Consider the following 23,921-nt stretch of genomic DNA (forward strand, 5'->3'; position numbering starts at 1 on the left):
CCGTCGAATCAAGAAGCGTGAAACCTCGGCAACAATCAACGGCAAGCGTAGTGCCGCAGGTTATCCGCCACGCTTGACACGTCGCCACTCCCACGGAACCACAGGTTCCGGCTTACAACCCCAGTAACGGGTCTGGCTGGCCGCTCCAAACCATAAGCGGCCACTGACTTTTTGTGGCTTGCTGACGACAATTTGCCGTAGTGAGCAATCCACCTCCAGGCTAAGATCATCCCCGCGAAAGCAACTTCAGTCCATCTGGACGCAACTCGCCGTTTGGCGAGACGTGCCGGTACAACGTCTGTCGAGTGACGCCGAGTTCCCCACACAGATCACCAACCACGGTTTCCGGCTGCCCCATCGCCGCCATAGCCAATCGCAGTTTCGCGGCGGTCATCTTGAACGGCCGCCCGCCGTTCCTGCCGCGTGCGGCGCGTGCCGAGGCAAGTCCGGCCACGGTCCGCTCGGAAATCAACTCCCGCTCGAATTCGGCCAGCGCAGCAAAAATTCCGAACACAAGCTTGCCCGCGGCGGTTGTCGTGTCGACCGCCGCACCGTGACCCGTCAGGACCTTCAATCCCACGCTACGCGCAGTCAGGTCGTGCACGGTGTTGATCAGATGGCGCAGATCACGGCCGAGCCGATCGAGCTTCCACACGATCAGCGTGTCGCCTTCACGGAGCGCTTTCAGGCAAGCAGCCAATCCCGGTCGATCATCTCGTCTGCCTGAAGCCAGATCTTCGTAGAGATGTGAAGGACTCACCCCGACGCCGATCAATGCATCGCGCTGCAGATCGGTGGATTGGGATCCATCCGCTTTCGACACCCGCATATAGCCGATCAACATCTCTTCACCTGTCACATATACGTTCGATTATGTGACAGCGTGAGCTTGTCATTTTCAGAAGACGACTGCACCAGTTCATTGGGCTGGCCGCCGTGTGCGCAGCGGATTTCTGACCGTCAAAGGTCAGGAGTTCTATGCACGAAACGCCGCGAGGGGCTGGGATTGCTCAGAAGTCCAATGCACGGCGCGACGAAGCCGGAACCGCCGGAAATTCCGGCGATCACCCGGCAAGCTGCTTGATGTGCTCGACCAGGCGGCCGAACACCTCGTTCACGTATTCCAGCACCTTGGGTTCTGCGCCCTGCGCACGCAGCGAGTCTTTGAAGGCGTCCAGGTCGGACAGCCATTGCCGATGCAGTCGGCCCAGCTCGTCGAGCTGAGGCCGGAAGACTTGCAGGTTGCCGCTCGCACGAAATGCCTGGTAGCCGCGCTCAAGCGTGGCCGCAGTGGTCAGCAGTTGCGCTCCCATTTGCTTGTGCTGTTCGGAGAACTCGGCCATGCCGTCATAGGGCCGCGATGCCTTGTTGCGTTCGGCTTCGGACGCCTCTTCCATGATGCGGGCGTAGCGGTAGAACCCTGGGAGCTCGCGGGACAGCGCCATGAGTTGCTGGTCGGTCGTGCCGACCCATATCCTGTGCAGGTCAGGCACGTACCCCATCATGCGATTGATGACGGCATGGGCCTCGCTGACGCCCTGGGCGGCAAGCTGTTGCATGTGCTGGTCGATCTTCGCGGCCAGTCGGCGGAATTCGTTCATGCTCATGTCCGTCACAAAAGGCGCGTTGATTGCCCTTGAGCCGTGAGAAGTGCCACCGCCTTCTTATCGAAGGAAACGAAGGTTTCCCCGCCAAGCCAATTGCCCTCGTAGGCAATAACGCCATCGGCAAAATCTCCGCCCGTGTCGAGCACCAGCAAGCCGGCCTCCACGGCGGGCCGGTTCACTTCCACGTTCGCAGCGGCAAGTAGTGCCCGGATCGCGCCGGCCGCGTCGGCTTGCTGGAAGCCATATACCCGGAGCAGCACCCAAACAAATTCGCATAGGCACGGCGTTGCTACCGCGATCAACTCGGCGTCGGTCAAAACTGTCGCGGCAACGTTCGCTTGTACGGGATCGTCGCGCACAACAGCACGCACAAGGACATTGGTATCGACTGCGACCTTCATTTCTTGCCTGCCCATCCAAGCGCCGCCGCCTCGTTGATTTCTTCGATGGTGGCAACCTTCTGCGTCCTGCCCGCGAGCAGGCCGACGAAGCTGGATATCGTCCCAGCGGGCCGCGCCGCCTTGAGTACGCCCCGACCATCTGGCAGTAAGTCCAGCTCGATCTTGTCGCCTGGCCTGATGCCGAGGTGTTGCAGTACGTCCTTCCGAAACGTCACTTGTCCCCGTGCGGTAACAGTCAATGTGGTCATGGTGCTGTGCCCTCGCAATCTCGTAGGTTGACGCTTTGCAGCGTAATGCAAAAATACCTTACGGTCAATGTCCGTCAAACGATCATTAGGCGGCCAAGCCGGACAGTGTCCGGCAAAACACTTGTTTAATGGGTTGTCGGACATTAAGATAGGCGGACGGAATGACGGACAAAAGGGATGACAATGGCACTGATCGGCTATGCGCGGGTATCGACTGCGGAACAAGACACCGCTTTGCAGACGGACGCGCTGAACAAGGCGGGCTGCGAGCGCATTTTCGAGGACACGGTTTCCGGGGCCAAGGCCGACCGTCCCGGCTTGGCTGAGGCGCTGGCCTATCTGCGCGACGGCGACGTGCTGGCCGTTTGGCGGCTGGATCGGCTCGGGCGCTCCCTGCCTCATCTGATCGATACGATAGCCGCACTGGAAGCGCGTGGCGTTGGATTCCGTTCGCTGACTGAGGCCATCGACACCACGACGCCGGGCGGGCGGCTCATCTTCCATGTGTTCGGCGCATTGGGCCAGTTCGAGCGCGACTTGATCCGCGAGCGCACCAAGGCCGGGTTGACCGCTGCCGCCGCTCGCGGGCGAAAAGGTGGACGCAAGCCGGTCGTTACCGCCGACAAGTTGCAGCGGGCACAGGATCACATCGCCAACGGGCTGAACGTCCGCGAGGCTGCAACGCGGCTCAAGGTGAGCAAGACGGCGCTGTATGCCGCCCTGCAATCGGCCAGTGCAGCCGACTCCTGACTGGCTCCTTCTTCCGCTCAACCGCCGACAGGCCGTTGGTGAACCCGGACTGCAGCTCCGGCAGAAACAGCACAGCCAGTTCCCCAAGCAGGCTCAGCACCTTCGATTCGATCAGGTCGATGGTGGTGGCCGCCGCCTCCAGCATCTGCAACTGCGCCTCAGACCCCAACGTCAAAAGCATCGCTGCCAATGTTACGCGTCCAGCCTCAGCTACTGGAAAGGCGCATTTCGAGTTGGACATCCCGGTACGGGACTTCAGGTCGGACAGCGCCCCTCACCCCTTTGTGCAGGCGGACAAGACCATAGCGCTCCATTGTCCGCAGGGTGCGAGACAGGTTGCCTGCCGTGCGCCCGGTGGTTGAAGCCAGGGCGTTGAGCGACTCTGGCCGCGTATCGACAATGACGCCCAGCAGCGTGCGGTTGCGATTAGACAGCAGCTTAGCGAAGCTTTCCGGCGAGGTGAACCAGACCGTCGGATCTCCTGCCTTGGGCTTCAGTGCGCCCTTGGCGATAGCCATGGTGCGTGCCTTCATATCCTCATACGAGGCAATGCCAACTTTCAGCGTTTTCATAACCAGACTCCTTTTTCGCGCATAACGGCCTCGACTTCTGACCAGAAATCCGCGACGAGTGAGGGGGCGTCGCGATATGCGTAGGGCTTGACCGTTCGCAAGCGGCGCTTGTGGTCATGCTCGGCGCGGCGCTTTCCTTCAACCTGGTGGGCGTTATCGAACCCGACCAGGCGCGTGCCGTCCGGCGCGTGCATGGGCATCGCGTAGTCCAGACCGTGCGGTTTCTGCGCGGTCACAGGCACTTGATGAACGACGAAGCGCACCCAATAGCCTGCGGCATCAATCACCAGCACCTGGCCATGCAGGTCTAAGAGGTTGTCGAGTGAGGTATCGCGCGACGGCATCATTTATCAGTATCACATACTGATAATCAACACAAGCGTTTCGGCAAAAGTCATTGTGGTCGCACCGCCTCGCGCTTGATCATCGTTGCTATCAACGCGGTTGCTTTCGTGTTTCAACCTTCGCCAGGGCTTCACCGCGCATGGTGTACGGCTGCGCCCAGCCCTAGTTCGCCACGGCACAAGTTCAAGGCTGTGCCTTCAACCCGTGCCCAAGACTCTAATAATTTCGTTCTTCTATATTCAGGTGATGCCTGCGTCGCTACACCTATTAAGGAACAGCAAATGCTTATGTGGCCTCAAATTGGAGCTTCGCTCCCACTGGGCCAGTAGGCCGGGTAACCTCGGTCGAGTACCAGGATGTCATTGGAACGGAGCTTGCCGAGGTGTTCGAAGAGCATCTGACGCTCGCCGGTGTTGGGGGGAATAGAGCTTGGCAGCCAGGGTCATTTCGATACCGGGCAGATAGAGCGCGAAGCCAATGGCGTCGACTATGTGGCGGACGAATCGCTTGCCGTCACGGGTCTTCCCGAAGAGGGTCAAGCGCAGGACTGTGGCATCACCGGCGACGACGCGCAGGCCGTACCAGAGGGGAAAGCCGAACTGCGCATCGACCAAGGCCAGGAAATGATCGTTGAGGACCTCAAAGGCTGCGACCGACACCTGCATTCGGGCTTTGGCAAAGGCCTGCGCCGAGACTTCTCGCATCAGATCGGCGCGGTTGGCCAGGTTGGCAAAGAACGCGTCCAGTTCAGACTGCACTTTGGAGGTGTATCCGCCGAGCAGGCAGGCGATCAGGCGGGGGAAACTGAGGACACCTGTTCGTGAGAACGCTTTTTTCTGTCAGACGCGACTTGACGAAAAAAAGCGTGAGAAAAAAAGGAAGTTAGAAAAATGAGTTAACGACGTTGACATAAAGATCGCTGCATATAAAATTTTACATCCGTATCAATGGGATACGGATTCTGCCGGGAGCCTTCCAGGCGCGCAACCCGTTTCTTTGTTTGCTGGTCGAATTATGACAATGGCGCGCTAGGTTGGGAGCATTGCCTATCTGCCCGGTCGCGCCGTTTGACCAGCGGCGGCAGCTTCACTCCCGCCGGGGCCGCGCTCTCGCTTCGCTGGAGCGCGGCGAAAACCACGGCGCAGGCTTTGCCTTCAATCCGCGCCGCAGCCGTACAAGTGCGCGGGGAAGTATTGACGCTTATACACTTGTTATGATACAAACAGCATTGTTATAGCGCAATCACACAATGTCACACTACCACAACAAAGAGGCTACAACCATGCTCACCCTAGCGTTAGTCAGCCAAAAAGGCGGTTGCGGCAAAACAACCCTCGCCGTTCATTTGGCCGCATATGCTCGACAACAAGGCTTGCACCCTGCCATTGTCGATTTAGACCAGCAGGCGAGCGCCTACAAGTGGAATGCCCGTCGTGCAGAAGGCAACGAGCTAAGCCCGAAGCTCGACGCGACGAAAGCGACCGCCGACAATCTGGAACACCTCAAGAATCTCGGCATCGAAAACGGGATTGACCTGCTCATCCTTGACACAGCCCCCCACGCCAACAGGGAAGCAGCCTTGGCCGCGCAAAGCGCGGACGCCGTTCTCATCCCATGTCGCCCAGCCACTTTTGACCTTGATGCGATGGTTTCCACTTTGGTCATTGTCAGAGCCACCGGAAAACCTGCCGCAATCGTTCTCAACGCAGCAAGACGTGGCAAGCGCAAGGTCGCTGAAGCGCGGGAAGCCTTGGAAAGCATCGGGGCAACCGTGCTTCAAACCGTCGTCCATGATTGGGTGGCGCTTGAGGATGCCTTGGTCGATGGTCGCGCCGTGCACGAGTACGACCCGCAAGGCAAGGCTGCCGAAGAAGTTGCATTGTTATATCGTGATGTCACAATGTTGCTTGCAACCACGAAGCAGAAAGAGAGAGCCACTGTATGACCCAGCCACGCCAAAAAATGAACATCGCCGGAGCCGGAGCCTTCACCGAAGCCGCCAAGGCCGTCAATCCAAAGCCAACCGACCCGAAGACCAAAACCCCAGCGACCAGAACGGGCAGGGTAGCCTTACCGTTTTGGGTTCCATCGGCAGCACGTCAGCAACTAAAACACACTATCACCGACCTTCACTTGACCGCCCAAGAGGCATTGACTGAGGCCCTCAATGAGTGGTTTATAAAGCACGGCAAGCCGCCTATTGCTTAAGCGAAGGAGGGAAAGCATGACCGAACCGCAACCAGACCAACTCTTCGCAAGCATTGAACGCTTGAGGGAAACCGCACGACAGCGCGAGCGAGCCGAACTAATTCAGCTTCCGCTCTGGCCCGAGGCCAAGCGCGGCACCCCGAACAGTTTCATCCGGTCAGCCCTGTTTTCCGCCATCCACAGTAAAGACCGAACTTACATTGACGGTGCCACCCTCTATAGCCAACAGGGAATCACCATCAAATATACCGGACAGCAACTCAACCAAGAGGATTTAACCTTATGGGAAAACTTGGTTCATTTGGCAAAGGCACACCCGCTAGGAAATGTTTGCGCATTCACGGCGCACAGCCTTCTCAAACTTCTTGGCTTAAACACCGGTGGCGATGAACACCAGCGCTTACACAAAGGGATAACCAGGCTCAATGCCTGTTCCGTGCAAATCACGCATGAAGGAAAAACATACTTTGGCGCACTGATAAAAGCAGGCATCAAAGACGAATTAACAAGCCATTACTCCATTGAGCTAAACCGCGAATTGATGCGCCTCTACGGGGAAACACAATGGACTGCCATAGACTGGCAGCAGCGGCTAGAACTGCGGCGAAAACCTCTAGCGCAAGCCCTCCATGCCTACTACAGCAGCCACCGGACACCGTACCCCATCAAGCTGGCGACTTTGCAACGACTAACGGGAAGCCGGACGGCAAGGACGTTTGAATTCAAGAGGCTTTGCCGCGCCGCTTTAGACGAATTGGTAAAAATAGCTTTCCTACACGGCTACAGCATCGAAGGCGACACCGTGACAGTAAAACGGGCGGCCGCCTTGCCACGCCACGAGTAGGCACGGGGTTCGACACATGTCGACACGGGGGTTCGACACATGCCGGCACGGGGTTCGACACATAAGGCACGGGGTTCGACACATGCAAGGCACGGGGTTCGACACATAACTTTTGTTGTTAGTAAGTGTATTTATCTATTTATAATCAACCACTTATTGTAACCAATCCTCTTGGTCTAATCTTTCTTTAATCTTTTTCTAATAAAAGAAAGCGCCACGGGGTTCGACACATGCCAGCCAACCACAACACACGTGCTCCACGGACAAACTTCACACTTCACAAGTGATCGGCCTACGGCCTCAGAGGAACCCCCTCTGTCGAGCGCCCGGCCAGAGGCCGGACGGAGGCAACAAACAGTTGGCCATCCAGCCCTTTGCAGTACTCGAAGGGACCAGAGGCTACCCCCCGCCGGAAAAGCGGTTTAGCAGAAAGAGCCTGGGCGTATCAACCGTCTGTGCCAGAACCCCCGTCAACCCCGCTGACAGGCCGGCAGCAAGGGAAGAGGCAAGCGGGGAAGGGAAGGGCCAACTATCACTCAAAAGACGCTGTAGCCTCTCCCAGAGCAATTGCTAGCCAAGCAAGGGCGTTACCTCAGTCCAACATCCGGTTGAACGGCAAGGCGCACACCCATCACCTTCAGGATAGCCGTAAGGCTACGCAGCTCAGGGTTGCCCTGCGGCGAGAGGGTGCGGTAAAGCGTGGTAGCGTTCAGCGCCGCCTGGTCGGCCAGCCATGCGACTCCACACCAAAGGCCCCGGCCAGATAGCGAAGTGCGGTCAACCGTTCCGTTTGATCGCCGTCTTCAGCCTTCGGAATCGTCTTGCAGGATCGTTTCGTAGTCTTGGCCGCCGTAGAAAACGCCAATGATGGATACCTGTAGCGACGCAAAATGATGTCGGCCCAGACGCACAATCAAGGGGGCGTTCTGACGCAAATTAGTTGAGACGGATAGCGACTCCAGACGCACATTCGGTGATTCTCAAACCACATTACGTGAGACGGACGCACATTGTTGAGACGCTCAATCGCGTTCGCGGTACGGATGGTCACAGCGGCAGTCACGCTGCCCGTATCTCCTCGATTAGTTTCATCGATCGCTGCGGATTCAGCAGGGCTTGGCCATCAAGTCCATCAGCGCCAGGCGCTCCGGATGTCGTATCGGCAAGGCCGCTAATCTGCGGCGCAAGGCCACGATCGCCTCCATCGGAACGGCGACACCGTAACCGTCAGCCGTACCCTCGCAGCCCTGCCAAAAACCAACGAATAAGGGCTGTTCGTGGCACGGCATCCGAGACACATTTCATAGCCGAAAACTAAGAAGTGATCGGCCTACGGCCTCAGAGGAACCACCCTGTCGAGCGCCCGGCCAGAGGCCGGACGGAGGCAACAAACAGTTGCGCATCCAATCCTTTGCAGTACTCGAAGGAACCAGAGGCTACCCACCGCCGGAAAAGCGGTTTAGCAGAAAGAGCCTGAGCGTCTCGACCGTTTGTTCCAGAACCCCCCGTCAGCCCCTGCTGATAAGCCAGCAGCAAAGGGAGAGGCAAGGGCGGAAGGCTGCGCAGCTCAGGGTTGCCCTGCGGCGAGAGGGTGCGGTAAAGCGTGGTGGCGTTCAGCGCCGCCTGGTCGGCCAGTACTCTGCCGCCCTCTCGATGTCAGAACTTTGGCTGCGCTTGGTGCAGCTGCAGAGCAGCAGCACCAACACCAACGTTTGACCCGCTTACGCGTAATACACGCGATAGCCCAGCCCGGCGTCGATCCGCAGCTCCCACACGCCGTCACGGCAAAATTTGTGGTCGCCGAAGTTTGCCGACGCCGCCGCCAGGCAGCGTAACGCTCAGCCCCCCCGGACGGCCAGGCATTGAGTAGAGGAAAGGGGAATCGTGGAGCACCCGTGCTCGTGGATGCCCCGTAGAACGACGAGAGCGGGTCGCTGACGGGTTTTCTGTCTTGGCCTAACCCCATGGGGTAGCCAAGCCCGCGCGGACGCGCCTGGCGGGCCGTTTTGCGGATGGTGACCGTACTCAGCCAAGGCCACTATTTGCCTTGACGAAGGCGGTTGAACGCCATGAAAAAGAAATTGCCAAGACTGCCGACCGATAAGGCGGCGGAAGACTTTGTCGCGACGGCAGACCTGACCGATTACGACCTGTCCCGCATGACCCCGATGCGCTTCGAGTTTCAGCCGAAGGATCGCAGCATCACCATGCGGTTGTCGGAATCGCTGTTCGCGGCCATCAGGGAAGAAGCCGATCGTTCCGGGATGCCGTACCAGCGCTTTATCCGCAAGGCGCTCGAAGAGGCCGTGCATCAGCCGTCAGGCACCTGACGACCCTTGTCTGAATTCACCCGTGCCGCCAGTTCCCGACCCGCCTTGAAGTGGGGCAGGGCCTTCGCTGGAACCGGCACGGTGTCGCCGGTCATGGGATTGCGCCCGATGCGCGGTGGCCGGTAGGTCAAACGGAAACTGCCGAACCCGCGTATCTCGATTCGCTCGCCGTTCGCCAGGGTTTCAGTCATACCCTCAAAAATGGCGTTCACCGCCGTTTCGACATCCCTGACGGTGAGCGCCGCCGAGCGGGCGGTGATCCGGGCGATGAGTTCGGAACGGGTCATGGGGCGGCATTCTACGCGGCCCAGCCCCTGGCCGTTATCCCCAGAATCCGTGGACGAAACGGTGCAGAGGGGCGGTAACCCCAGATCCAGCCGCTGTTTTCGCCTCGCTTCGCAATGAGGCGGCGGCGCGGCGCTCGCGCCCCGGCTCCCGCCAAAATTCTTCCCCGTTGTCTTGCTAAATTAGGGTAATTACCGTAACATTATTATCGTAATAACGATAATTTCAGAACACTCTTTCAAGGACATAAGATCATGGCCAAGGCGGTGGTGACGCAAGAACGTGTTTTCGAGGTGGCACAGGCCCTGACGGACCAGGGCACGGCGCCGACAATCTTGAACGTGCAGGAAGAGATCGGCGGGGGCAGCTATACGACGGTCAAGCGCTATCTGGACCAGTGGCGGGAGGCGGCGCCGAAGCAGCGGCAGCCGGTAGAACTGCCGGAACCCGCTGTCGCCCGGCTGATGAGTCTCGGCCGGGAGTTCTGGGGCCTGCTCGACGAACAGGCCGGACAGCAGGTGGAAGCGCTGCGGGCGGCGACGCGAGAAGAGATCGCGGCGATCCAGACGCAGCTCGACCAGGCGGAGCAGGCGATCGGCCGGCTGGAGGCCGAGAGAGAGCAGGCCGACAACCATGCCGCCACGCTGGAACAAGCACTACGCGAAGCCGTGGCCGCACGGGCGACGCAGACCGAACGGATGGCCGCCGCCGAAGCCAAGGCCGGCGAACTGGCGGCACGGGTCGAAGACCTCAAGGGCGAACTGGAGCGGGCCCATGCGCGACAGACGGCCGAACGCGAAGCAGTGACTTCGGCACGCGCCGAAGCCCAGGCCGCTGCGGTGGAAGCTGCCCGTTTGCAGGGCGAACTGACGGCACTTAAGAAACCGCGTTCAAGCGCTTAACCCTGGCGAAGGGGGGGCACGGCAACGGGCAGCTTTCTTCGGGAAATCGTCGTCGCGCGGGGAGTTGGGTGGGTGGCCGCAAGAGGGTCATGGCGGCGATAAAGCGTGGTTACGGCGCTTTGTCGCCGTTGTTTGTCCGGGCTGGTGTTGTGAAAACAACGGTGCAGTAAAGGTAAAACAACGGTAGAAAAAAGGTAGAACAACGGTGCAGTAACGGTAAAAAAAAGGTAGAACAACGCTGCAGCGCCGGGCAGGATATGTGAAGTAGGCCCACCCGCAAGCGGGTTGTCCTTCTTCACGAAGCCCTTATTCGCACTGCGTGCTCAACGGGAACCGATCAGGCAACCTGATGCGCACGCTTGGAGCGCGCACATCGCGGCATTGGCTGGCACGACCTGCTGCTGATCTACCGCAAGTCGGATGCCGACACCCTCAGACTGGCGCGGCTTGGCTCGCACAGCGAGCTTTTCGGTTGAGCCTGTCCGGTTGAAGTACGCTTCAACTTGGCGTCAGGTGAACGCTCACGTCACGTCAGATTAGGGCCGCTTTCAGCCTTGTCTGACGTTTCAGGCCCAACGCCTTACCGTGAAAGAACACCCTCTTGAAGGCGAGCGACTCTCTGGCGCTTGATGCCATGCAGAGCAACTGGCAGGAAGAGAGACTCAGGCGGCAGCGGGGATAAAGCCGTGCTTCTGGAGCATCTTCAACCAGCGAGGGGCGTTGCGTGCAACAGATAGGGCTTCGAAGTCGGTTGCCGAGTCCCGGTAGTGCGTCTGTCGGCTGATCAACAGGAAGACCGTTTTGAGAATCTTGTGGGCGATGGCGACGATGGCGCGCTTATGCCCTCGTCGCAAGCGAAGCGCCTCGAACTTGGACTTGAAAGCACATCGTGTCCGACTGGCCGCGTGGGCGAACTGGCAAAGCAGGCGTCGGACCCAGGGATTGCCTTTTCGTATTCGTCCGGTCTTGCGCTTTCCGGCGGACTCGTTGTTGCCGGGACAAATACCCACCCAGGAAGCCAGTCGGTCAACCGAGCCGAAGGCGCTCATGTCATTACCGATCTCGACCAGCAGCAAGGCTGCACCCACTGCGTCGATGCCGGGGATGGTCTGCATCAGTGCCAGCATGCTTCGGTAGGACGCCAGTTGATCGAGGAGATACTGGTCGAAACGATCGATACGGCGTTCGAGCTCCTCGACGTGCGCGATCAATTCATGCAGCACGAAGCGGTGGTCGGCGGTGAGTTCGCCATCGAGCGCATCGAGCAGTTCCGTACGGTCGGCCTTGAGACGGTTGCCGGCGAGCATCAGCACTTCGGCGGGAGAGTGCTCGGCGATCAGCGCCTTGACCATCGCTCGCCCGGCGACGCCGTGGATGTCGCTCACCACCACCGACAAACGAATGCCGCCGTCGGAGAGGATCTTGTGCACGCGGTTCTTCTCGCTCGAAAGGATGCCGATCAGTTGCTGGCGCTGCCGCCCAACGTGGCGCAAAGCCCGGAACTGCGCTGGCGGCACGAAAGACGCGCGCAGCATGCCGGCTCGCGCCAGCATCGCCAGCCACTGCGCATCCGCCCAGTCCGTCTTGCGGCCGGGTACGGTCTTCACGTGCCGCGCATTGACCACCGTCGCGACGATCCCGACCTGTTCCAGCGCCGCATGCGGACTCTTCCAGTAGATGCCGGTGCTCTCCATGACCACCATCTCGGCACCGTGAGCGGCCACCCACTGCGCCATCGCCTGGCGGTCACGCTTGAATCCGCCGAACTCAGCCAACTCGACACTCGTCTGGCCGGCCTCATCTTCCGTGATCGCACAGGCCGTGATCTTCGCCTGGTGAACGTCCAGCCCGACCACCCGCTTGTACAGTTTCGCCAGTTCCATCCGTCACTCCTTTCCCGTAAAGTCACAAACGGGTGGGAACGGCGCTTGACCGAAACAACCTGCAGGGTTGCCCCTGCGGCCTTTTTACCGTGCGCTCTCCACGAGGCAATCCGGGGTACGAGTCGGTTCAGCGGGTCACGTTAGGCATCGGGGTACAACCACCATCTCATTGCTCGACCTCTGCCGTTTCCACCCACTCGTATTCTCTTTCATCATCCGGGGTGGCGCGAGCCGCCTCACGCAATGACCGTTAGGCTTAAACCTGACAGCTTTGCCGCTAGCGTGCTTTATTTTCCGTTTTCTGAGGCGACCCCACCACGCGCGAGGCCTTCCGCTTTGGCGAGGCCTTCGAGACGCTTGCGCGACTCTGCGGTCTTCAAGGTTAATGTGCAAGAAGCCACTTGGAAGACGCACGAAGACCTGACCACCGGGGGTCATGCAAATGGGTTGTCGTGAATCAGGCGGCTGCGGGGATGAAGCCGAAGCGGGTCAGGGCCTTGATCCAACGAGAAGCGTTGCGCTGTACGGAAAGCTGCTCATAGTTGGTGGCGGAATCCCGGTAGTGTTCGCCACGCTTGAGCATGAAGAAGATGGTGCGCAACATTTTGTGAGCCAGAGCGACGATGGCGCGTTTGTAACCGCGGCGAACGATCAGCGACTGGAACTTGGACTGGAACGCTGATTTGGTCCGACTGGCGGCGTGAGCGAACTCACAGAGAAGTCGGCGAACGTAGAGATTACCCTTGCGCACGCGCCCCGACTTTCGTTTTCCCGCCGACTCGTTGTTGCCGGGGCAAACGCCGACCCAGGAAGCCAGGCGATCCGGGGAGCCAAAGGCACTCATGTCGCTGCCGATCTCGACCAGCAGCATGGCGGCGCCGATAGCGTCGACGCCTGGCAGCGTTTGCAGCAGCGCCAGCGCATTCATCTCGCTTGCCAGTTCGCCGAGCAGGCGAGCGTCGAAGCGGGCGATGCCCGCTTCCAGTCCCTCGATATGCCGCAACAGTTCGTCGAGAACGAACACATGACTCGCGGTCAATTCGCCCTGCAGGGCATCATGCAACTCCTCACGGCTGGCCTTGAGGCGTCGGCTGGCGAGCTTAAGTACCTCCTGGGGAGGCTCGCCGGCAAGGAGGCCTTTGATCATCGCCCGTGCCGACTGACCATGGATGTCGCTGACGACGACACCCAGGCGAATGCCGGCGTCGGTCAGCACTTTGTGCATGCGGTTCTTCTCGGACGAGAGCAGGCCGACCAGCTTTTGCCGCTGTCGAGCGATCAGACGCAGTTCGCGCAGTTTGGCCGGTGGCACGAAAGAGGCACGCAGCAAACCGGCTCGCGCCAGGGTGGCCAGCCACTGGGCATCACCGACATCGGTCTTGCGCCCCGGCACCTGCTTGACGTGGCGGGCATTGACCACCGTCGCCCGGATACCCACCGCCTCCAGCGCCGCATACGGACTCTTCCAGTAGATGCCCGTGCTTTCCATGACGACTTCCTCAGGCTCAAGCGTCGCCGCCCAGGCTGCCAGCGCTCGTCGGTCGCGTTTGAAGGCCCCAAATTGCCGCTGTTCGATGCGTGTCTCGCCGCCCGATTCCTCGGTGATCGCGCACGCCGTGATTTGGGCTTGATGGATGTCGAGTCCAATGACCCGCTTGTGGATCGGAACCAGTTCCATACCGTCTCCTTTCGCAATAAACTTGAATGCGGGAGGCGGTCGGTGCCAGAACCGAAGTTGCCTGAAGGCGACACGTCGCCAACGGCCCTTTTAATGTGTGCGCTCGATGGCAGCAATCCGGGGTACGAGTCGGTTCAGCGGGTCACGTTAGCTTGCGGGGTCAAGCCGCCAAAACTTTGCGCGACCTCTACCCATCGCCTCCCAACTCGAATCTTCTTTCATGATCCGGGGCGGCCGCAACTGCAATGACCGTTAGTGGCGGCAGCTATGCTCCCGCCGGAGGCCGCGCCCCAGCTTCGCACGAGCGCGGGGCAAGGAGGGCGCGACGGTTCAAGGCTTCGCCTTCAACCCGCGCTTGCTCTTTCGCCACTCCCAAGTCGCCGCCTTCCTTGCCCAGATCCCTCTTTGACAAGGGCGCTTGCGGATTTTTTGTTGAATTTTTGCAACACATATTTGTACTATGAATGTATTACAAGGAGGTGCCTTATGTCACAGGCTCAAGAACCGATCACTATCAGCATTCGCGCCAAAGCAGGGCAGCGCGACCTGATCGACCAGGCCGCTGATCGTCTCGGTCGCAGTCGCTCAGAATTCATGCTCGAAGCCGCGTGCCGCCAGGCCGAAGACGTGCTGCTCGACCAGACCTATTTTTCACTCGATGCGAACGGCTTTGCCGCCTTCCAGGCGATGCTCGATGCCCCGCCCGCTCCAACCGACAGGCTTCGCCGCACCTTGAAGGCATCCGTTCCCTGGGAATCAAACTGAATGTTGTCGTCGCCGGAACCTCTCGCCGATCATCACCAACTTGACGGCTTTGAAAGCGGCGAGCCATCGCTAGACGATTGGTTGAAGCGGCGTGCGCTGAAGAACCAGGCAAACGGCTCTTCGCGCACCTACGTTGTGTGCGAGGGGCAGGCCGTCATTGGCTATTACTGCCTCGCCGCCGGAGCCATCGGCCACGGCGAAGTCTCAAGGTCTATGCGGCAAAACCGTCCAGACCCGATTCCGGTGCTCGTGCTTGGCCGTCTGGCGATCCATAAGGAGCACCACCAAGAAGGCATTGGCACGGCACTCCTGCGCGACGCTATTCTGCGCGCGCTTCAGGCCGCCAAGATTGCCGGAATTACCGCGCTGCTCGTGCATGCCCTCTCCGAGGACGCCAAGCGCTTCTATCGTTCGCGCGGGTTCCTCGAATCCCCCGTCAAGCCGATGACCATGTGCCTCATGCTGACCACTGCCGAACAGGCTTTAAGCGAGGAGTGAGCATCGCAGCGGAGAGTAACGATTTCGCCGAAAATGGCTCTGGCCTTCAAAAAAACAACCACGCTATAACAAACAAGACAAAGAAAGAGATGGGGAGCCGTGTTCGAACAAACCTTCAAGAATATCGACGACATCCTGCACAAGGACGCTGGCTGTAACAGTGAGCTGGACTACACCGAGCAGTCATCATGGCTCCTGTTTCTGAAGTACCTCGACGCCCTCGAAGTCGACAAGTCGTCTGAGGCTGAACTTGAAGGAAAACGCTACAGCTTCATCATCGCCGCGCCTTACCGTTGGGAAGCATGGGCTTCGCCCAAGACCGAGGCTGGCAGGCTTGACCACAACGCCGCGATGACGGGCGACGACCTGCGCGACTTCGTAAACGGAACACTGTTCCCCTACCTGGCCGGCTTCAAGCAACGGGCGAGCGGTCCCAACACCATCGAATACAAAATCGGTGAAGTCTTCGGGGAAATCAAGAACAAGATTCAGAGCGGCTACAACCTGCGCGACGTGATCGACCTCGTTGATGAGCTGCGCTTCGGGTCACAGACCGAAAAGCATGAGCTGTCGCACCTGTACGAAGCGAAGATCAAGAACATGGGCAATGCTGGGCGCAACGGCGGTGAGTACTACACGCCGCGCCCGCTGATCCGCGCCATGGTCAAAGTCGTCGACCCGAAGATCGGCGAGCGCATCTACGACGGCGCCTGTGGTTCGGCCGGTTTCCTGTGCGAGGCCTTCGACTATCTGACCGGGCAGCCTGGCTTGACCACTGCTGACGTGAAGACGCTGCAGACGCGCACGTTCTACGGCAAGGAAAAGAAGAGCTTGGCCTACGTCATCGCGATCATGAACATGATCTTGCACGGCATCGAGGCGCCAAACATCATCCACGCTAACACGCTGGCCGACAACATCAGCGACATTCAGGAGCGTGACCGCTACGACGTGATCCTGGCCAACCCGCCTTTCGGCGGCAAGGAACGCAAAGAGGTTCAGCAGAACTTCCCCGTCAAGACTGGCGAGACAGCCTTTCTGTTTTTGCAGCACTTCATCAAGTCACTGAAGGCCGGCGGTCGGGCTGCCATCGTCATTAAGAACACCTTCCTGAGCAACACCGACAACGCCAGCACCAGCATCCGAAAACTGCTTCTGGAAAGCTGCAATCTGCACACGGTGCTTGACATGCCAGGCGGCACCTTTCAAGGCGCCGTCGTCAAGACCGTGGTGCTGTTCTTCGAGAAGGGAGCTCCCACGCGCAAGGTCTGGTTCTACCAACTGAAGCCAGGTCGAAACATGGGCAAGACCAACGCGCTGAACGACGCCGACCTGGCTGAATTCATCACCATGCAAAAGACCCTCGCCGACTCACTGAAGAGCTGGTCGGTGGACGTGGCGGCCATCGACCAGGCGACCTTTGACCTCTCGGTCAAGAACCCGAACGGTGGCGACGAGGTCCCGTTGCGCACGCCTCAGGATATCCTCGATGAGATCGCAGCGCTCGATGCTGAAAGCGCCGAAGTGTTGGCGACTATCCGGGGGTTGGTGGCGTGATGCTGGGCTGGAAAACCAAGCCACTTGGCGATGTGACGCAGTTCATCAACGGCCTGTGGAAAGGCAAAGAGCCCCCTTTTGTCCATGTCGGTGTAATCAGGAATACGAACTTCACCAAGGAGGGCGACCTAGACGACTCCGATATTGCATACCTCGACGTAGAAGCCAAGAAGTTCCAGAAGCGGCGGCTGCAGTTCGGCGACTTGATTCTTGAGAAGTCAGGGGGCGGGCCGAAGCAGCCCGTTGGACGGGTTGTGTTCTTCGACAAGACCGAAGGGGACTTTTCGTTCAGCAACTTCACTGCAGCCATCCGAGTCGCGGACCCAAGCGCGCTAGATGCGAGATTCCTGCACAAGTACCTGCACTGGGTGTACGTATCGGGCCGCACGGAAGTGATGCAGAGTCATTCGACCGGCATCCGCAACCTCAACGGTGATGCGTACAAGGCCATCAAGATCGCGTATCCCTCGTTGATCGAGCAGCGCCACATTGTTGCCATCCTCGACGAAGCCTTCGAGGGCATCGCCACCGCCAAGGCCAACGCCGAGAAGAACCTGCAAAACGCGCGAGAGTTGTTCGAGAGCGCTCTCGATGCGGCGTTGTCGCAGCGCGACAGCGGCTACGTCGAAACGACCCTAGGCGATGAGATTGACCTGCTTGCCGGATACGCCTTTTCCAGCAAGGGATACACCAATGATGCCGACGGCATACGGCTGCTGCGGGGCGACAACATCATGCAGGGCTACCTTCGTTGGGATGACGCGAAAGCCTGGCCAGCCAATGACGTTGATCCCTACATGCGCTTCGCTCTCCGGGAAGGCGACGTTGTTCTGGCAATGGATCGCCCCTGGGTCAAGGCAGGTTTAAAGCGCGCTCGGATCTTCGTGGATGACCTGCCATGTCTGCAACTGCAGCGAACGGCACGGCTTCGCCCCAAGCAGCGTATGAGCGTGAAGTTCCTATACCACCTCACAGGCAGCAGGTCCTTCAGTGGGCATCTGCTTGGTGTGCAGACCGGTCTCGGCGTACCTCACATCAGCGGAAAGCAGATCGAGAGCTTTTTGTTCATGCTGCCGCCCCCAAAAGCGCAGGAGACCATCGCCAGTACGTTGGACGATTTGCAGCAGCATTCCGAGCGTTTGGGGGAGATTCACCAACAGAAGGTCACGGCCCTGGGCGAGCTCAAAAAGTCCCTTCTGCATCAAGCCTTCACCGGCTCCCTGATCGCCAAGTCCACCGACAAGCAGCTTGAGGCTGTCGCATGAACGAAGCCGAAACCCGCGCCGAGCACATCGACCCCGCCCTGAAAGCCGCCGGCTGGGGCGTGGTCGAAGGCAGCCGGGTTCTGCGCGAGCACGGCATCACGCTAGGCCGGCTGCAGGGCAGCGGCGGCATGGGCGCACGGGCCAAGGCCGAGATTGCCGACTACGTTCTCGTTTACCGCAACACCAAGCTGGCCGTCATCGAGGCCAAGGCCTGGGACAAACCCCTCACCGAAGGCGTCAGCCAGGCCAAGAGCTACGCCGCGAAGCTGGCGGTGCGCTACACCTACGCCACCAACGGTCAAGCGATCTACGGCATCGATATGGTTACCAGCGCCGAAGGCGACGTGGCCAGCTACCCAAGCCCCGAAGAACTGTGGAACCTGACCTTTGACGAAGCGAACGCTTGGCGCGACCGTTTTTCCGCCGTGCCGTTCCAGGACAAGGCCGGCACTTGGCAGGGTCGCTACTACCAGGACATCGCGATTGATCGTGTGCTCGAAGCCATTCAGGCCGGAAGCGACCGCATCCTCCTCACGCTGGCCACCGGCACTGGCAAGACATTCATCGCCTTCCAGCTCGCTTGGAAACTTTTCCAAAGCCGTTGGAACCTGCCCGACTGGAAGAGCGGCGCAGAGCCGACCAGGCGTCCTCGTATTTTGTTTCTGGCCGATCGCAACATTCTGGCTGACCAGGCCTATAACGCTTTTTCGGCCTTCCCCGACGATGCCCTCGTGCGCATCGACCCGGCCGATATCCGCAAGAAAGGCAGGGTGCCAAAGAACGGCAGCATCTTCTTTACAATCTTCCAGACTTTCATGAGCGGCCCTGGTGGGGCGCCATACTTTGGCGAATACCCCGCCGACTTCTTTGACTTCATCGTGATTGATGAGTGCCACCGCGGCGGCAACAACGATGAAAGCACCTGGCGCGCCATCCTCAACTACTTCGCGCCGGCAGTTCAGCTTGGCCTGACGGCCACCCCAAAGCGCACATTGAATGCCGACACCTACGCCTACTTCGGCGAGCCGGTGTTTGTGTACTCGCTCAAGGAAGGTATCAACGATGGCTTCCTAACGCCATTCAAGGTCAAGCAGATTGCTACGACGTTGGACGACTACGTCTACACGCCTGATGACCAGGTGGTTGAAGGCGACATCGAAGCCGGCAAGCGTTACGAGGAAAAGGACTTCAACAAGATCATCGAAATCAAGGAACGCGAAGCCTATCGGGTCAAGTTATTGATGGACATGATCGACCAACGTGAGAAGACAATCGTCTTCTGCGCAACCCAGGTGCATGCCCTGGCTGTGCGCGACCTAATCAACCAGGGCAAGCAGACCAGCAGCGACCCGCTCTATTGCGTCCGCGTGACGGCCAACGACGGCGCCATGGGCGACCAGTACCTACGTGACTTCCAGGATAACGAGAAGACAATCCCCACGATCCTGACAACCTCGCAAAAGCTCTCGACCGGCGTGGACGCGCGCAACGTGCGCAACATCGTCCTCATGCGACCCGTCAACTCGATGATCGAGTTCAAGCAGATCATTGGCCGCGGTACGCGGCTCTATGACGGCAAGGACTATTTTACGATCTACGACTTTGTGAAAGCTCACCACCATTTCAGTGACCCGGAATGGGACGGCGAACCCATTGAACCCGATCCACCCCAACGCACAGGAGGGGGCGGCGGCGGTGATGATCCGCAACCCCCCAGACCTCCCCCACCGCCACCTCCCAGAAAAATCAAGGTCAAGCTGGCCGACGGGAAGGCCAGGAATATCCAGAGCATGACAGCAACCACTTTTTGGAGTGCTGACGGTCGCCCGATGTCAGCCGCACAGTTTTTGGAAGTTCTCTACGGCTCGCTTCCCGAGTTCTTCAAGGATGAGGACGAGCTGCGCCGCATCTGGAGTGCGCCGGATACCCGTAAGGCCCTACTTCTAGGCTTGGAAGATAAAGGATTTGGTAAAGAGCCCTTGACCGAAATGCAGAAAATCATCGAGGCTGAGAACAGCGATCTCTTCGATGTTCTGGCCTATGTCGCCTTCGCTGCGCAGCCTGTCTCTCGCGCCGAGCGGGCGGCAGCGGCCAAGGAAGCCACTGTTGCTGAGTTCACCGACAAACAGAGGGCCTTTGTTGACTTCGTGCTTGCGCAGTACATCAAACAAGGGGTTGAGGAACTTGACCAGGACAAGCTATCGCCCTTGCTCAAGCTCAGATACAAGAATGCCCTTGCCGATGCTTTCGCCGATCTTGGTAAGCCTGACCAAGTGCGGCGCGTGTTTGTTGATTTTCAAAAAACACTTATACAGCTCACTCAACTAATTCTTCGGATGTTGTTGACCATGGAGAGAAACTTGGCCATCGAGTCCATCAGCACCGGGCTCTCCGGATGTCGTATCGGCAAGGCCACGATCCCCCATCGGAACGGCGACACCGGCGTTCACTATGCGCTCCGCTGGACAGTGGATGCCGTGTTGTCTGGTGATTCGTCGCCCGTTTCGGTGCGCAGCAAAGCAGTACCGGCGGCTTTCGGTGAACCATCACCGTTGACGTAGGTGTAAAGCGTGGTCGTCGTGATGCCCAAGCGCTTGGCGACGTCGGCAGTAACGGCCTTTGGATCCGACAGGGCTGCCATCGCCATGGTCAGCATTGCTCGATCCATCTTGCGCGGACGCCCACCCAAGCGCCCACGAGCACGTGACGCCGCGAGACCCGCCTGGGTGCGCTCGGCGATCAGTTCGCGCTCGAATTCGGCGAAGGCCGCAAAGATGCCGAAGGCCAGTCGTCCATTGGCGGTGGTGGTGTCAATCTGCGCCCCGGCGCCGGTCAGCACCTTCAAGCCGATGCCCCGCACGCGCAAGTCTTCGGCGGTGTTGACCAGGTGTCGAAGATCACGCCCAGGCGATCCAATTTCCAGAGGACGAGCGTGTTACCGGGCTTGAAGTGCCTTGAGGCAAGCGATCAAGCCAGGACGCGCGTCATTGCGCCCTGAAGCCAGGTCTTCATAGATGCGCTCGGGGTCGACGCCAGCAACAAGCAGTGCATTGCGCTGCGGAGCTACCGTCTGGGAGCCATCGGACTTCGATACCCTGGCGTAGCCGATTAGCAGCACTTCTTCGCTCCGTCAGGAAACAAGGAGCATAGGATGCAATCTTGTGTTGATTTTAGCAACGGGTTTTCTGGTGACCCGTCGGAGCAAAAAGCTGCCGCCTGCTGCCCACCAGAAAACCGGCCGTTTTCTTGGCGAGCCCCACTGTGAAATGGCGGGTGTGAGCCCCCCGAGCCGCGTAAGAAAGGCGAAATTCATCCAGACGTTCGGTACCGAGATTTCGTGAGCCCGCCGCTGTGACCATCTGCACCGCGAACGCGATTGAGCGTCTCAACAATGTGCGTCCGTCTCACGTAATGTGGTTTGAGAATCACCGAATGTGCGTCTGGAGTCGCTATCCGTCTCAACTAATTTGCGTCAGAAAGCCCCCTTGATTGTGCGTCTGGGCCGACATCATTTTGCGTCGCTACAGGTAGCGCCGGTCGGCGGTGCCCTGGGACAAATCCACCGCATTGATCCCAGCGGACTGGATCCACGCCTGGCCAAGCTGCGCTGCGAGGCCATCTGTGACGTCGACAACCCACTACTTGGACCTCGTGGCGCGGCCTATGTCTATGGCCCGCAGAAGGGTGCGTCGCCGGCACAGGTGGAGGAACTCGACGCGGGCCTGGCCCATTTAGCCGATGTCATTGCCTCGGACCTCGGACTAGACGTCCGCGACCTTCCGGGAGCCGGGGCCGCTGGCGGGCTGGGGGCGGGGCTGCATGCCTTCCTGGGCGCTGAGCTGCGTCGTGGCGTGGACCTGGTGTTGGACTTGGTAGGACTCGATGCCCATCTCACCGGGGCCGACTTGGTCATCACGGCCGAGGGCCAGATCGACTTCCAAACCGCCTTCGGTAAGGCCCCGGCCGGGGTCGCCCAGCGGGCCAAGCTGCGGGGCATCCCCTGCATGGCCATCGCCGGCGGGATCGGTGAACGCATCACCGATTTGCACGAGATCGGCATCGACGCGGTCTTTAGCCTCTGTCACGGCCCAATGACGCTCGAACAGGCCATGAAGGGCGGACCTTCGCTGCTGCAAGCAGCAACGGAGCAAGTGGTGCGCTGTTTCTTCAGCGCCTCCCGTGGAGGCCAAGGGTAGTGTTGTGTTGTGTTGTGTTGCACGCAGTCTCGAACATACAAGTTCCAGCCACCACAAGGGTTTCGCACCGCTTTCACGCCTGCTGAAAGTCCCTTCAAGGATGCAGCACTACACTAGCATCTCATCTTCCCCAAAACGACGAAACCCTACCTGAGGAGATTCCTATGTGGCTCGTTGCGCTATTGGTCATGTCCATCGTATTCATCGTCCTGGCGACCACCAAGCTCAAGATGCACCCATTCCTGGCGTTATTGCTGACCGCATTTGGCTTCGGCATCCTCTCGGGCATGCCGTTGAAGGATGTCGTGGATTCGGTCAATAAGGGATTTGGCGGCACGATCGGCTATATCGGGATCGTCATCTTGGCCGGTGCGATCATCGGTGCCTTCCTTGAAAAATCCGGCGGGGCCTATCGCCTGGCGACCAGTATCCTCAAGCTCACCGGGCAGCGGCAGGTGCCTCTGGCCATGGGATTCATGGGCTACGTTGTCTCCATTCCGGTCTTCTGTGACTCGGCATTCGTGCTCTTGGCGCCGCTCATGCGGGCGCTGGCGAGCAAGGCCGGGATCACCCTGGCGTCGGCTGCCGTCGCCTTGAGTCTGGGCCTCTACGCCACTCACACCATGGTCCCACCGACCCCGGGGCCGGTGGCTGCGGCGGGGATACTCGGCGCAGATCTCGGTCTCGTAATCATGTGGGGAATGGCGGTCGGGCTGGTTTCTCTGGTTGCAGGCTGGCTGTTCGCAATCCTGGTGGCCTCCCGGGTCTACATCTCGCCGGACGCCGGGAAGAAAACGGATGCCGAATCTGCCGCTGCCCCCGTGGTATCCGCGCAGGAGGATGGGCCGTCCGTCACTCGCTCACTGCTGCCGATCTTTCTCCCTATCATCCTCATCGTCACCCGCTCCATTGGTGAGCTCCCGAGCAAACCCTTTGGAGAAGCCGGCGCCTTCACGGAAGTGATGGGCTTTCTCGGACAACCCGTCGTGGCCCTGTTGATCGGTGTTGGTCTGGCCATGACCCTGCCCAAGCGCTTCGACAAGGAAATGCTCTCGATGACTGGCTGGGTCGGAGAGGCCATCGTCGGAGCGGCGACCATCATCATCATCACCGGCGCCGGCGGGGCCTTCGGAAAGGTCCTGCAAAACTCCGGCATCGCGAACGTGATCGGCGGTGCACTGAGCGACGCCAATCTCGGTATCTGGCTGCCGTTCCTCATTGCCGCCGGAATCAAGACGGCGCAGGGATCGTCCACCGTGGCCATCATCACCACCGCCGGGCTGCTTGCCCCGCTCCTGGCGACCCTCGGGCTCGATAGTGATACCCACCGGGCCTTGGTCGTGATCGCCATCGGCGCCGGGGCCATGGTCGTCTCCCATGCCAATGACAGCTACTTCTGGGTGGTGACCCAGTTCTCCGGTATGGACGTGAAGACCGGCTACAAACTCCAAACCTTGGGCACCCTGGTTCAGGGGTCGGTGGCGGCGCTCGCGGTCTACCTGGTGTCGATCATGGTTCTGTAACGAGATTGGCGGAGACTGAGCTTCCCTCGAAATTTCGTCTTCCAAGGGTGACGTAGAATTCAAT

General features: G+C 59.5%; 24 protein-coding genes and 4 pseudogenes. 14 read left to right on the plus strand and 14 right to left on the minus strand.

Annotation, left to right across the window (positions count from 1 at the left end):
* Positions 1 to 226: 226 nt before the first annotated feature.
* The 4 genes from E4Q23_RS21630 to E4Q23_RS21645 form a co-directional block, all read right to left on the minus strand.
* On the minus strand, positions 227 to 844 hold the full coding sequence (locus E4Q23_RS21630; protein WP_169068509.1) for a recombinase family protein: 618 nt from the start codon (positions 842 to 844) through the stop codon (positions 227 to 229).
* Positions 845 to 1,064: 220 nt separating this feature from the next.
* A complete protein-coding gene (locus tag E4Q23_RS21635; RefSeq protein WP_169068510.1) occupies positions 1,065 to 1,601 on the minus strand; it encodes a transposase in 537 nt (178 codons plus the stop codon).
* An 11-nt stretch (positions 1,602 to 1,612) separates the two neighbouring features.
* Entirely contained in the window at positions 1,613 to 2,008 is a 396-nt protein-coding gene (locus E4Q23_RS21640; protein WP_169068511.1) for a type II toxin-antitoxin system VapC family toxin, read from the minus strand.
* Entirely contained in the window at positions 2,005 to 2,256 is a 252-nt protein-coding gene (locus tag E4Q23_RS21645) for an AbrB/MazE/SpoVT family DNA-binding domain-containing protein (protein ID WP_012806131.1), read from the minus strand. The genes E4Q23_RS21640 and E4Q23_RS21645 overlap by 4 nt, the downstream gene beginning before the upstream one ends.
* 183 nt (positions 2,257 to 2,439) lie before the next feature.
* Here E4Q23_RS21645 and E4Q23_RS21650 point away from each other — a divergent pair, with 183 nt between their 5' ends.
* Positions 2,440 to 3,006: a recombinase family protein gene (locus E4Q23_RS21650; RefSeq protein ID WP_169068512.1), complete on the plus strand. Its 567-nt coding sequence runs from the start codon at positions 2,440 to 2,442 to the stop codon at positions 3,004 to 3,006.
* A 206-nt stretch (positions 3,007 to 3,212) separates the two neighbouring features.
* Here E4Q23_RS21650 and E4Q23_RS21655 read toward each other — a convergent pair whose 3' ends face one another.
* The 3 genes from E4Q23_RS21655 to E4Q23_RS21665 form a co-directional block, all read right to left on the minus strand.
* Complete coding sequence (locus E4Q23_RS21655) at positions 3,213 to 3,578, minus strand: transcriptional regulator (protein WP_043570634.1); 366 nt, start codon at positions 3,576 to 3,578, stop codon at positions 3,213 to 3,215.
* Positions 3,575 to 3,925, minus strand: a complete 351-nt coding sequence (locus E4Q23_RS21660; RefSeq protein ID WP_169068513.1) for a DUF6516 family protein — start codon at positions 3,923 to 3,925, stop codon at positions 3,575 to 3,577. Before E4Q23_RS21660 ends, E4Q23_RS21655 begins: the two co-directional genes overlap by 4 nt.
* A gap of 357 nt (positions 3,926 to 4,282) precedes the next feature.
* Positions 4,283 to 4,681, minus strand: coding sequence for a hypothetical protein (locus E4Q23_RS21665; RefSeq protein WP_169068514.1), 399 nt, complete (start codon positions 4,679 to 4,681; stop codon positions 4,283 to 4,285).
* 524 nt (positions 4,682 to 5,205) lie between these two features.
* Here E4Q23_RS21665 and E4Q23_RS21670 point away from each other — a divergent pair.
* From E4Q23_RS21670 to trfA, 3 genes are read left to right on the plus strand one after another with little or no spacing between them, the layout of a single operon-like run.
* On the plus strand, positions 5,206 to 5,868 hold the full coding sequence (locus E4Q23_RS21670) for a ParA family protein (protein ID WP_169068515.1): 663 nt from the start codon (positions 5,206 to 5,208) through the stop codon (positions 5,866 to 5,868).
* On the plus strand, positions 5,865 to 6,131 hold the full coding sequence (locus E4Q23_RS21675) for a hypothetical protein (protein WP_169068516.1): 267 nt from the start codon (positions 5,865 to 5,867) through the stop codon (positions 6,129 to 6,131). Before E4Q23_RS21670 ends, E4Q23_RS21675 begins: the two co-directional genes overlap by 4 nt.
* Before the next feature lie 16 nt (positions 6,132 to 6,147).
* On the plus strand, positions 6,148 to 6,975 hold the full coding sequence (gene trfA, locus E4Q23_RS21680; protein ID WP_169068517.1) for a plasmid replication initiator TrfA: 828 nt from the start codon (positions 6,148 to 6,150) through the stop codon (positions 6,973 to 6,975).
* A 1,106-nt stretch (positions 6,976 to 8,081) separates the two neighbouring features.
* Here the strand turns inward: trfA and E4Q23_RS21690 are convergent.
* Positions 8,082 to 8,264 carry a hypothetical protein gene (locus E4Q23_RS21690; RefSeq protein WP_169068503.1) on the minus strand — a complete coding sequence of 61 codons (183 nt, stop codon included), beginning with the start codon at positions 8,262 to 8,264 and terminating at the stop codon, positions 8,082 to 8,084.
* A gap of 324 nt (positions 8,265 to 8,588) precedes the next feature.
* Positions 8,589 to 8,783 (minus strand): annotated as a pseudogene (locus E4Q23_RS24395) (type II toxin-antitoxin system RelE/ParE family toxin); the annotation flags it as partial.
* Positions 8,784 to 9,044: 261 nt separating this feature from the next.
* Between E4Q23_RS24395 and E4Q23_RS21695 the strand changes: the two are divergent.
* Positions 9,045 to 9,305, plus strand: coding sequence for a CopG family antitoxin (locus E4Q23_RS21695; protein ID WP_211203896.1), 261 nt, complete (start codon positions 9,045 to 9,047; stop codon positions 9,303 to 9,305).
* Here the strand turns inward: E4Q23_RS21695 and E4Q23_RS21700 are convergent.
* Positions 9,287 to 9,592, minus strand: a complete 306-nt coding sequence (locus E4Q23_RS21700; protein WP_169068519.1) for an integration host factor subunit beta — start codon at positions 9,590 to 9,592, stop codon at positions 9,287 to 9,289. The genes E4Q23_RS21695 and E4Q23_RS21700 overlap by 19 nt on opposite strands.
* 252 nt (positions 9,593 to 9,844) lie before the next feature.
* Here E4Q23_RS21700 and E4Q23_RS21705 point away from each other — a divergent pair, with 252 nt between their 5' ends.
* Positions 9,845 to 10,492, plus strand: a complete 648-nt coding sequence (locus E4Q23_RS21705; protein WP_169068520.1) for a DNA-binding protein — start codon at positions 9,845 to 9,847, stop codon at positions 10,490 to 10,492.
* Here E4Q23_RS21705 and E4Q23_RS23375 read toward each other — a convergent pair.
* Positions 10,489 to 10,791 (minus strand): hypothetical protein, encoded by a 303-nt coding sequence (locus E4Q23_RS23375; protein WP_211203894.1) that lies wholly within the window; start codon positions 10,789 to 10,791, stop codon positions 10,489 to 10,491. The genes E4Q23_RS21705 and E4Q23_RS23375 overlap by 4 nt on opposite strands.
* Before the next feature lie 93 nt (positions 10,792 to 10,884).
* Here E4Q23_RS23375 and E4Q23_RS21710 point away from each other — a divergent pair.
* Positions 10,885 to 10,968, plus strand: a pseudogene (locus tag E4Q23_RS21710) (type II toxin-antitoxin system YafQ family toxin); the annotation flags it as partial.
* 186 nt (positions 10,969 to 11,154) lie between these two features.
* Here the strand turns inward: E4Q23_RS21710 and E4Q23_RS21715 are convergent.
* Together E4Q23_RS21715 and E4Q23_RS21720 are read right to left on the minus strand one after the other, a co-directional pair.
* Positions 11,155 to 12,375, minus strand: coding sequence for an IS110 family transposase (locus E4Q23_RS21715; protein WP_169068521.1), 1,221 nt, complete (start codon positions 12,373 to 12,375; stop codon positions 11,155 to 11,157).
* A gap of 457 nt (positions 12,376 to 12,832) precedes the next feature.
* A complete protein-coding gene (locus tag E4Q23_RS21720) occupies positions 12,833 to 14,053 on the minus strand; it encodes an IS110 family transposase (protein WP_169068522.1) in 1,221 nt (406 codons plus the stop codon).
* Between the two features lie 486 nt (positions 14,054 to 14,539).
* Between E4Q23_RS21720 and E4Q23_RS21725 the strand changes: the two genes are divergently transcribed.
* The 5 genes and pseudogenes from E4Q23_RS21725 to hsdR all read left to right on the plus strand — a co-directional run.
* The gene (locus tag E4Q23_RS21725) at positions 14,540 to 14,818 is read left to right on the plus strand and encodes a DUF1778 domain-containing protein (protein ID WP_169068523.1); all 279 of its coding nucleotides are present in this window, start codon (positions 14,540 to 14,542) and stop codon (positions 14,816 to 14,818) included.
* Complete coding sequence (locus E4Q23_RS21730; RefSeq protein ID WP_169068524.1) at positions 14,819 to 15,316, plus strand: GNAT family N-acetyltransferase; 498 nt, start codon at positions 14,819 to 14,821, stop codon at positions 15,314 to 15,316.
* 99 nt (positions 15,317 to 15,415) lie between these two features.
* Positions 15,416 to 16,873, plus strand: a complete 1,458-nt coding sequence (locus tag E4Q23_RS21735) for an N-6 DNA methylase (protein ID WP_046534170.1) — start codon at positions 15,416 to 15,418, stop codon at positions 16,871 to 16,873.
* Positions 16,873 to 18,138 (plus strand): restriction endonuclease subunit S, encoded by a 1,266-nt coding sequence (locus E4Q23_RS21740; protein WP_169068525.1) that lies wholly within the window; start codon positions 16,873 to 16,875, stop codon positions 18,136 to 18,138. Before E4Q23_RS21735 ends, E4Q23_RS21740 begins: the two co-directional genes overlap by 1 nt.
* Positions 18,135 to 20,453 (plus strand): annotated as a pseudogene (hsdR, locus tag E4Q23_RS21745) (EcoAI/FtnUII family type I restriction enzme subunit R); the annotation flags it as partial. The gene E4Q23_RS21740 and the pseudogene hsdR, both read left to right, overlap by 4 nt.
* A 134-nt stretch (positions 20,454 to 20,587) precedes the next feature.
* On the opposite strand, the pseudogene E4Q23_RS21750 reads toward hsdR, so the two are convergent.
* Positions 20,588 to 21,256, minus strand: a pseudogene (locus E4Q23_RS21750) (recombinase family protein).
* A 373-nt stretch (positions 21,257 to 21,629) separates the two neighbouring features.
* Between E4Q23_RS21750 and E4Q23_RS21755 the strand changes: the two are divergent.
* Together E4Q23_RS21755 and E4Q23_RS21760 are read left to right on the plus strand one after the other, a co-directional pair.
* Positions 21,630 to 22,334 carry a glycerate kinase gene (locus tag E4Q23_RS21755; RefSeq protein WP_336511758.1) on the plus strand — a complete coding sequence of 235 codons (705 nt, stop codon included), beginning with the start codon at positions 21,630 to 21,632 and terminating at the stop codon, positions 22,332 to 22,334.
* A 164-nt stretch (positions 22,335 to 22,498) separates the two neighbouring features.
* On the plus strand, positions 22,499 to 23,857 hold the full coding sequence (locus tag E4Q23_RS21760) for a GntP family permease (protein ID WP_169068528.1): 1,359 nt from the start codon (positions 22,499 to 22,501) through the stop codon (positions 23,855 to 23,857).
* Positions 23,858 to 23,921: the final 64 nt, after the last annotated feature.

This window comes from Candidatus Accumulibacter phosphatis (assembly GCF_012939955.1).
Classification (GTDB): Bacteria; Pseudomonadota; Gammaproteobacteria; order Burkholderiales; family Rhodocyclaceae; genus Accumulibacter; species Accumulibacter delftensis.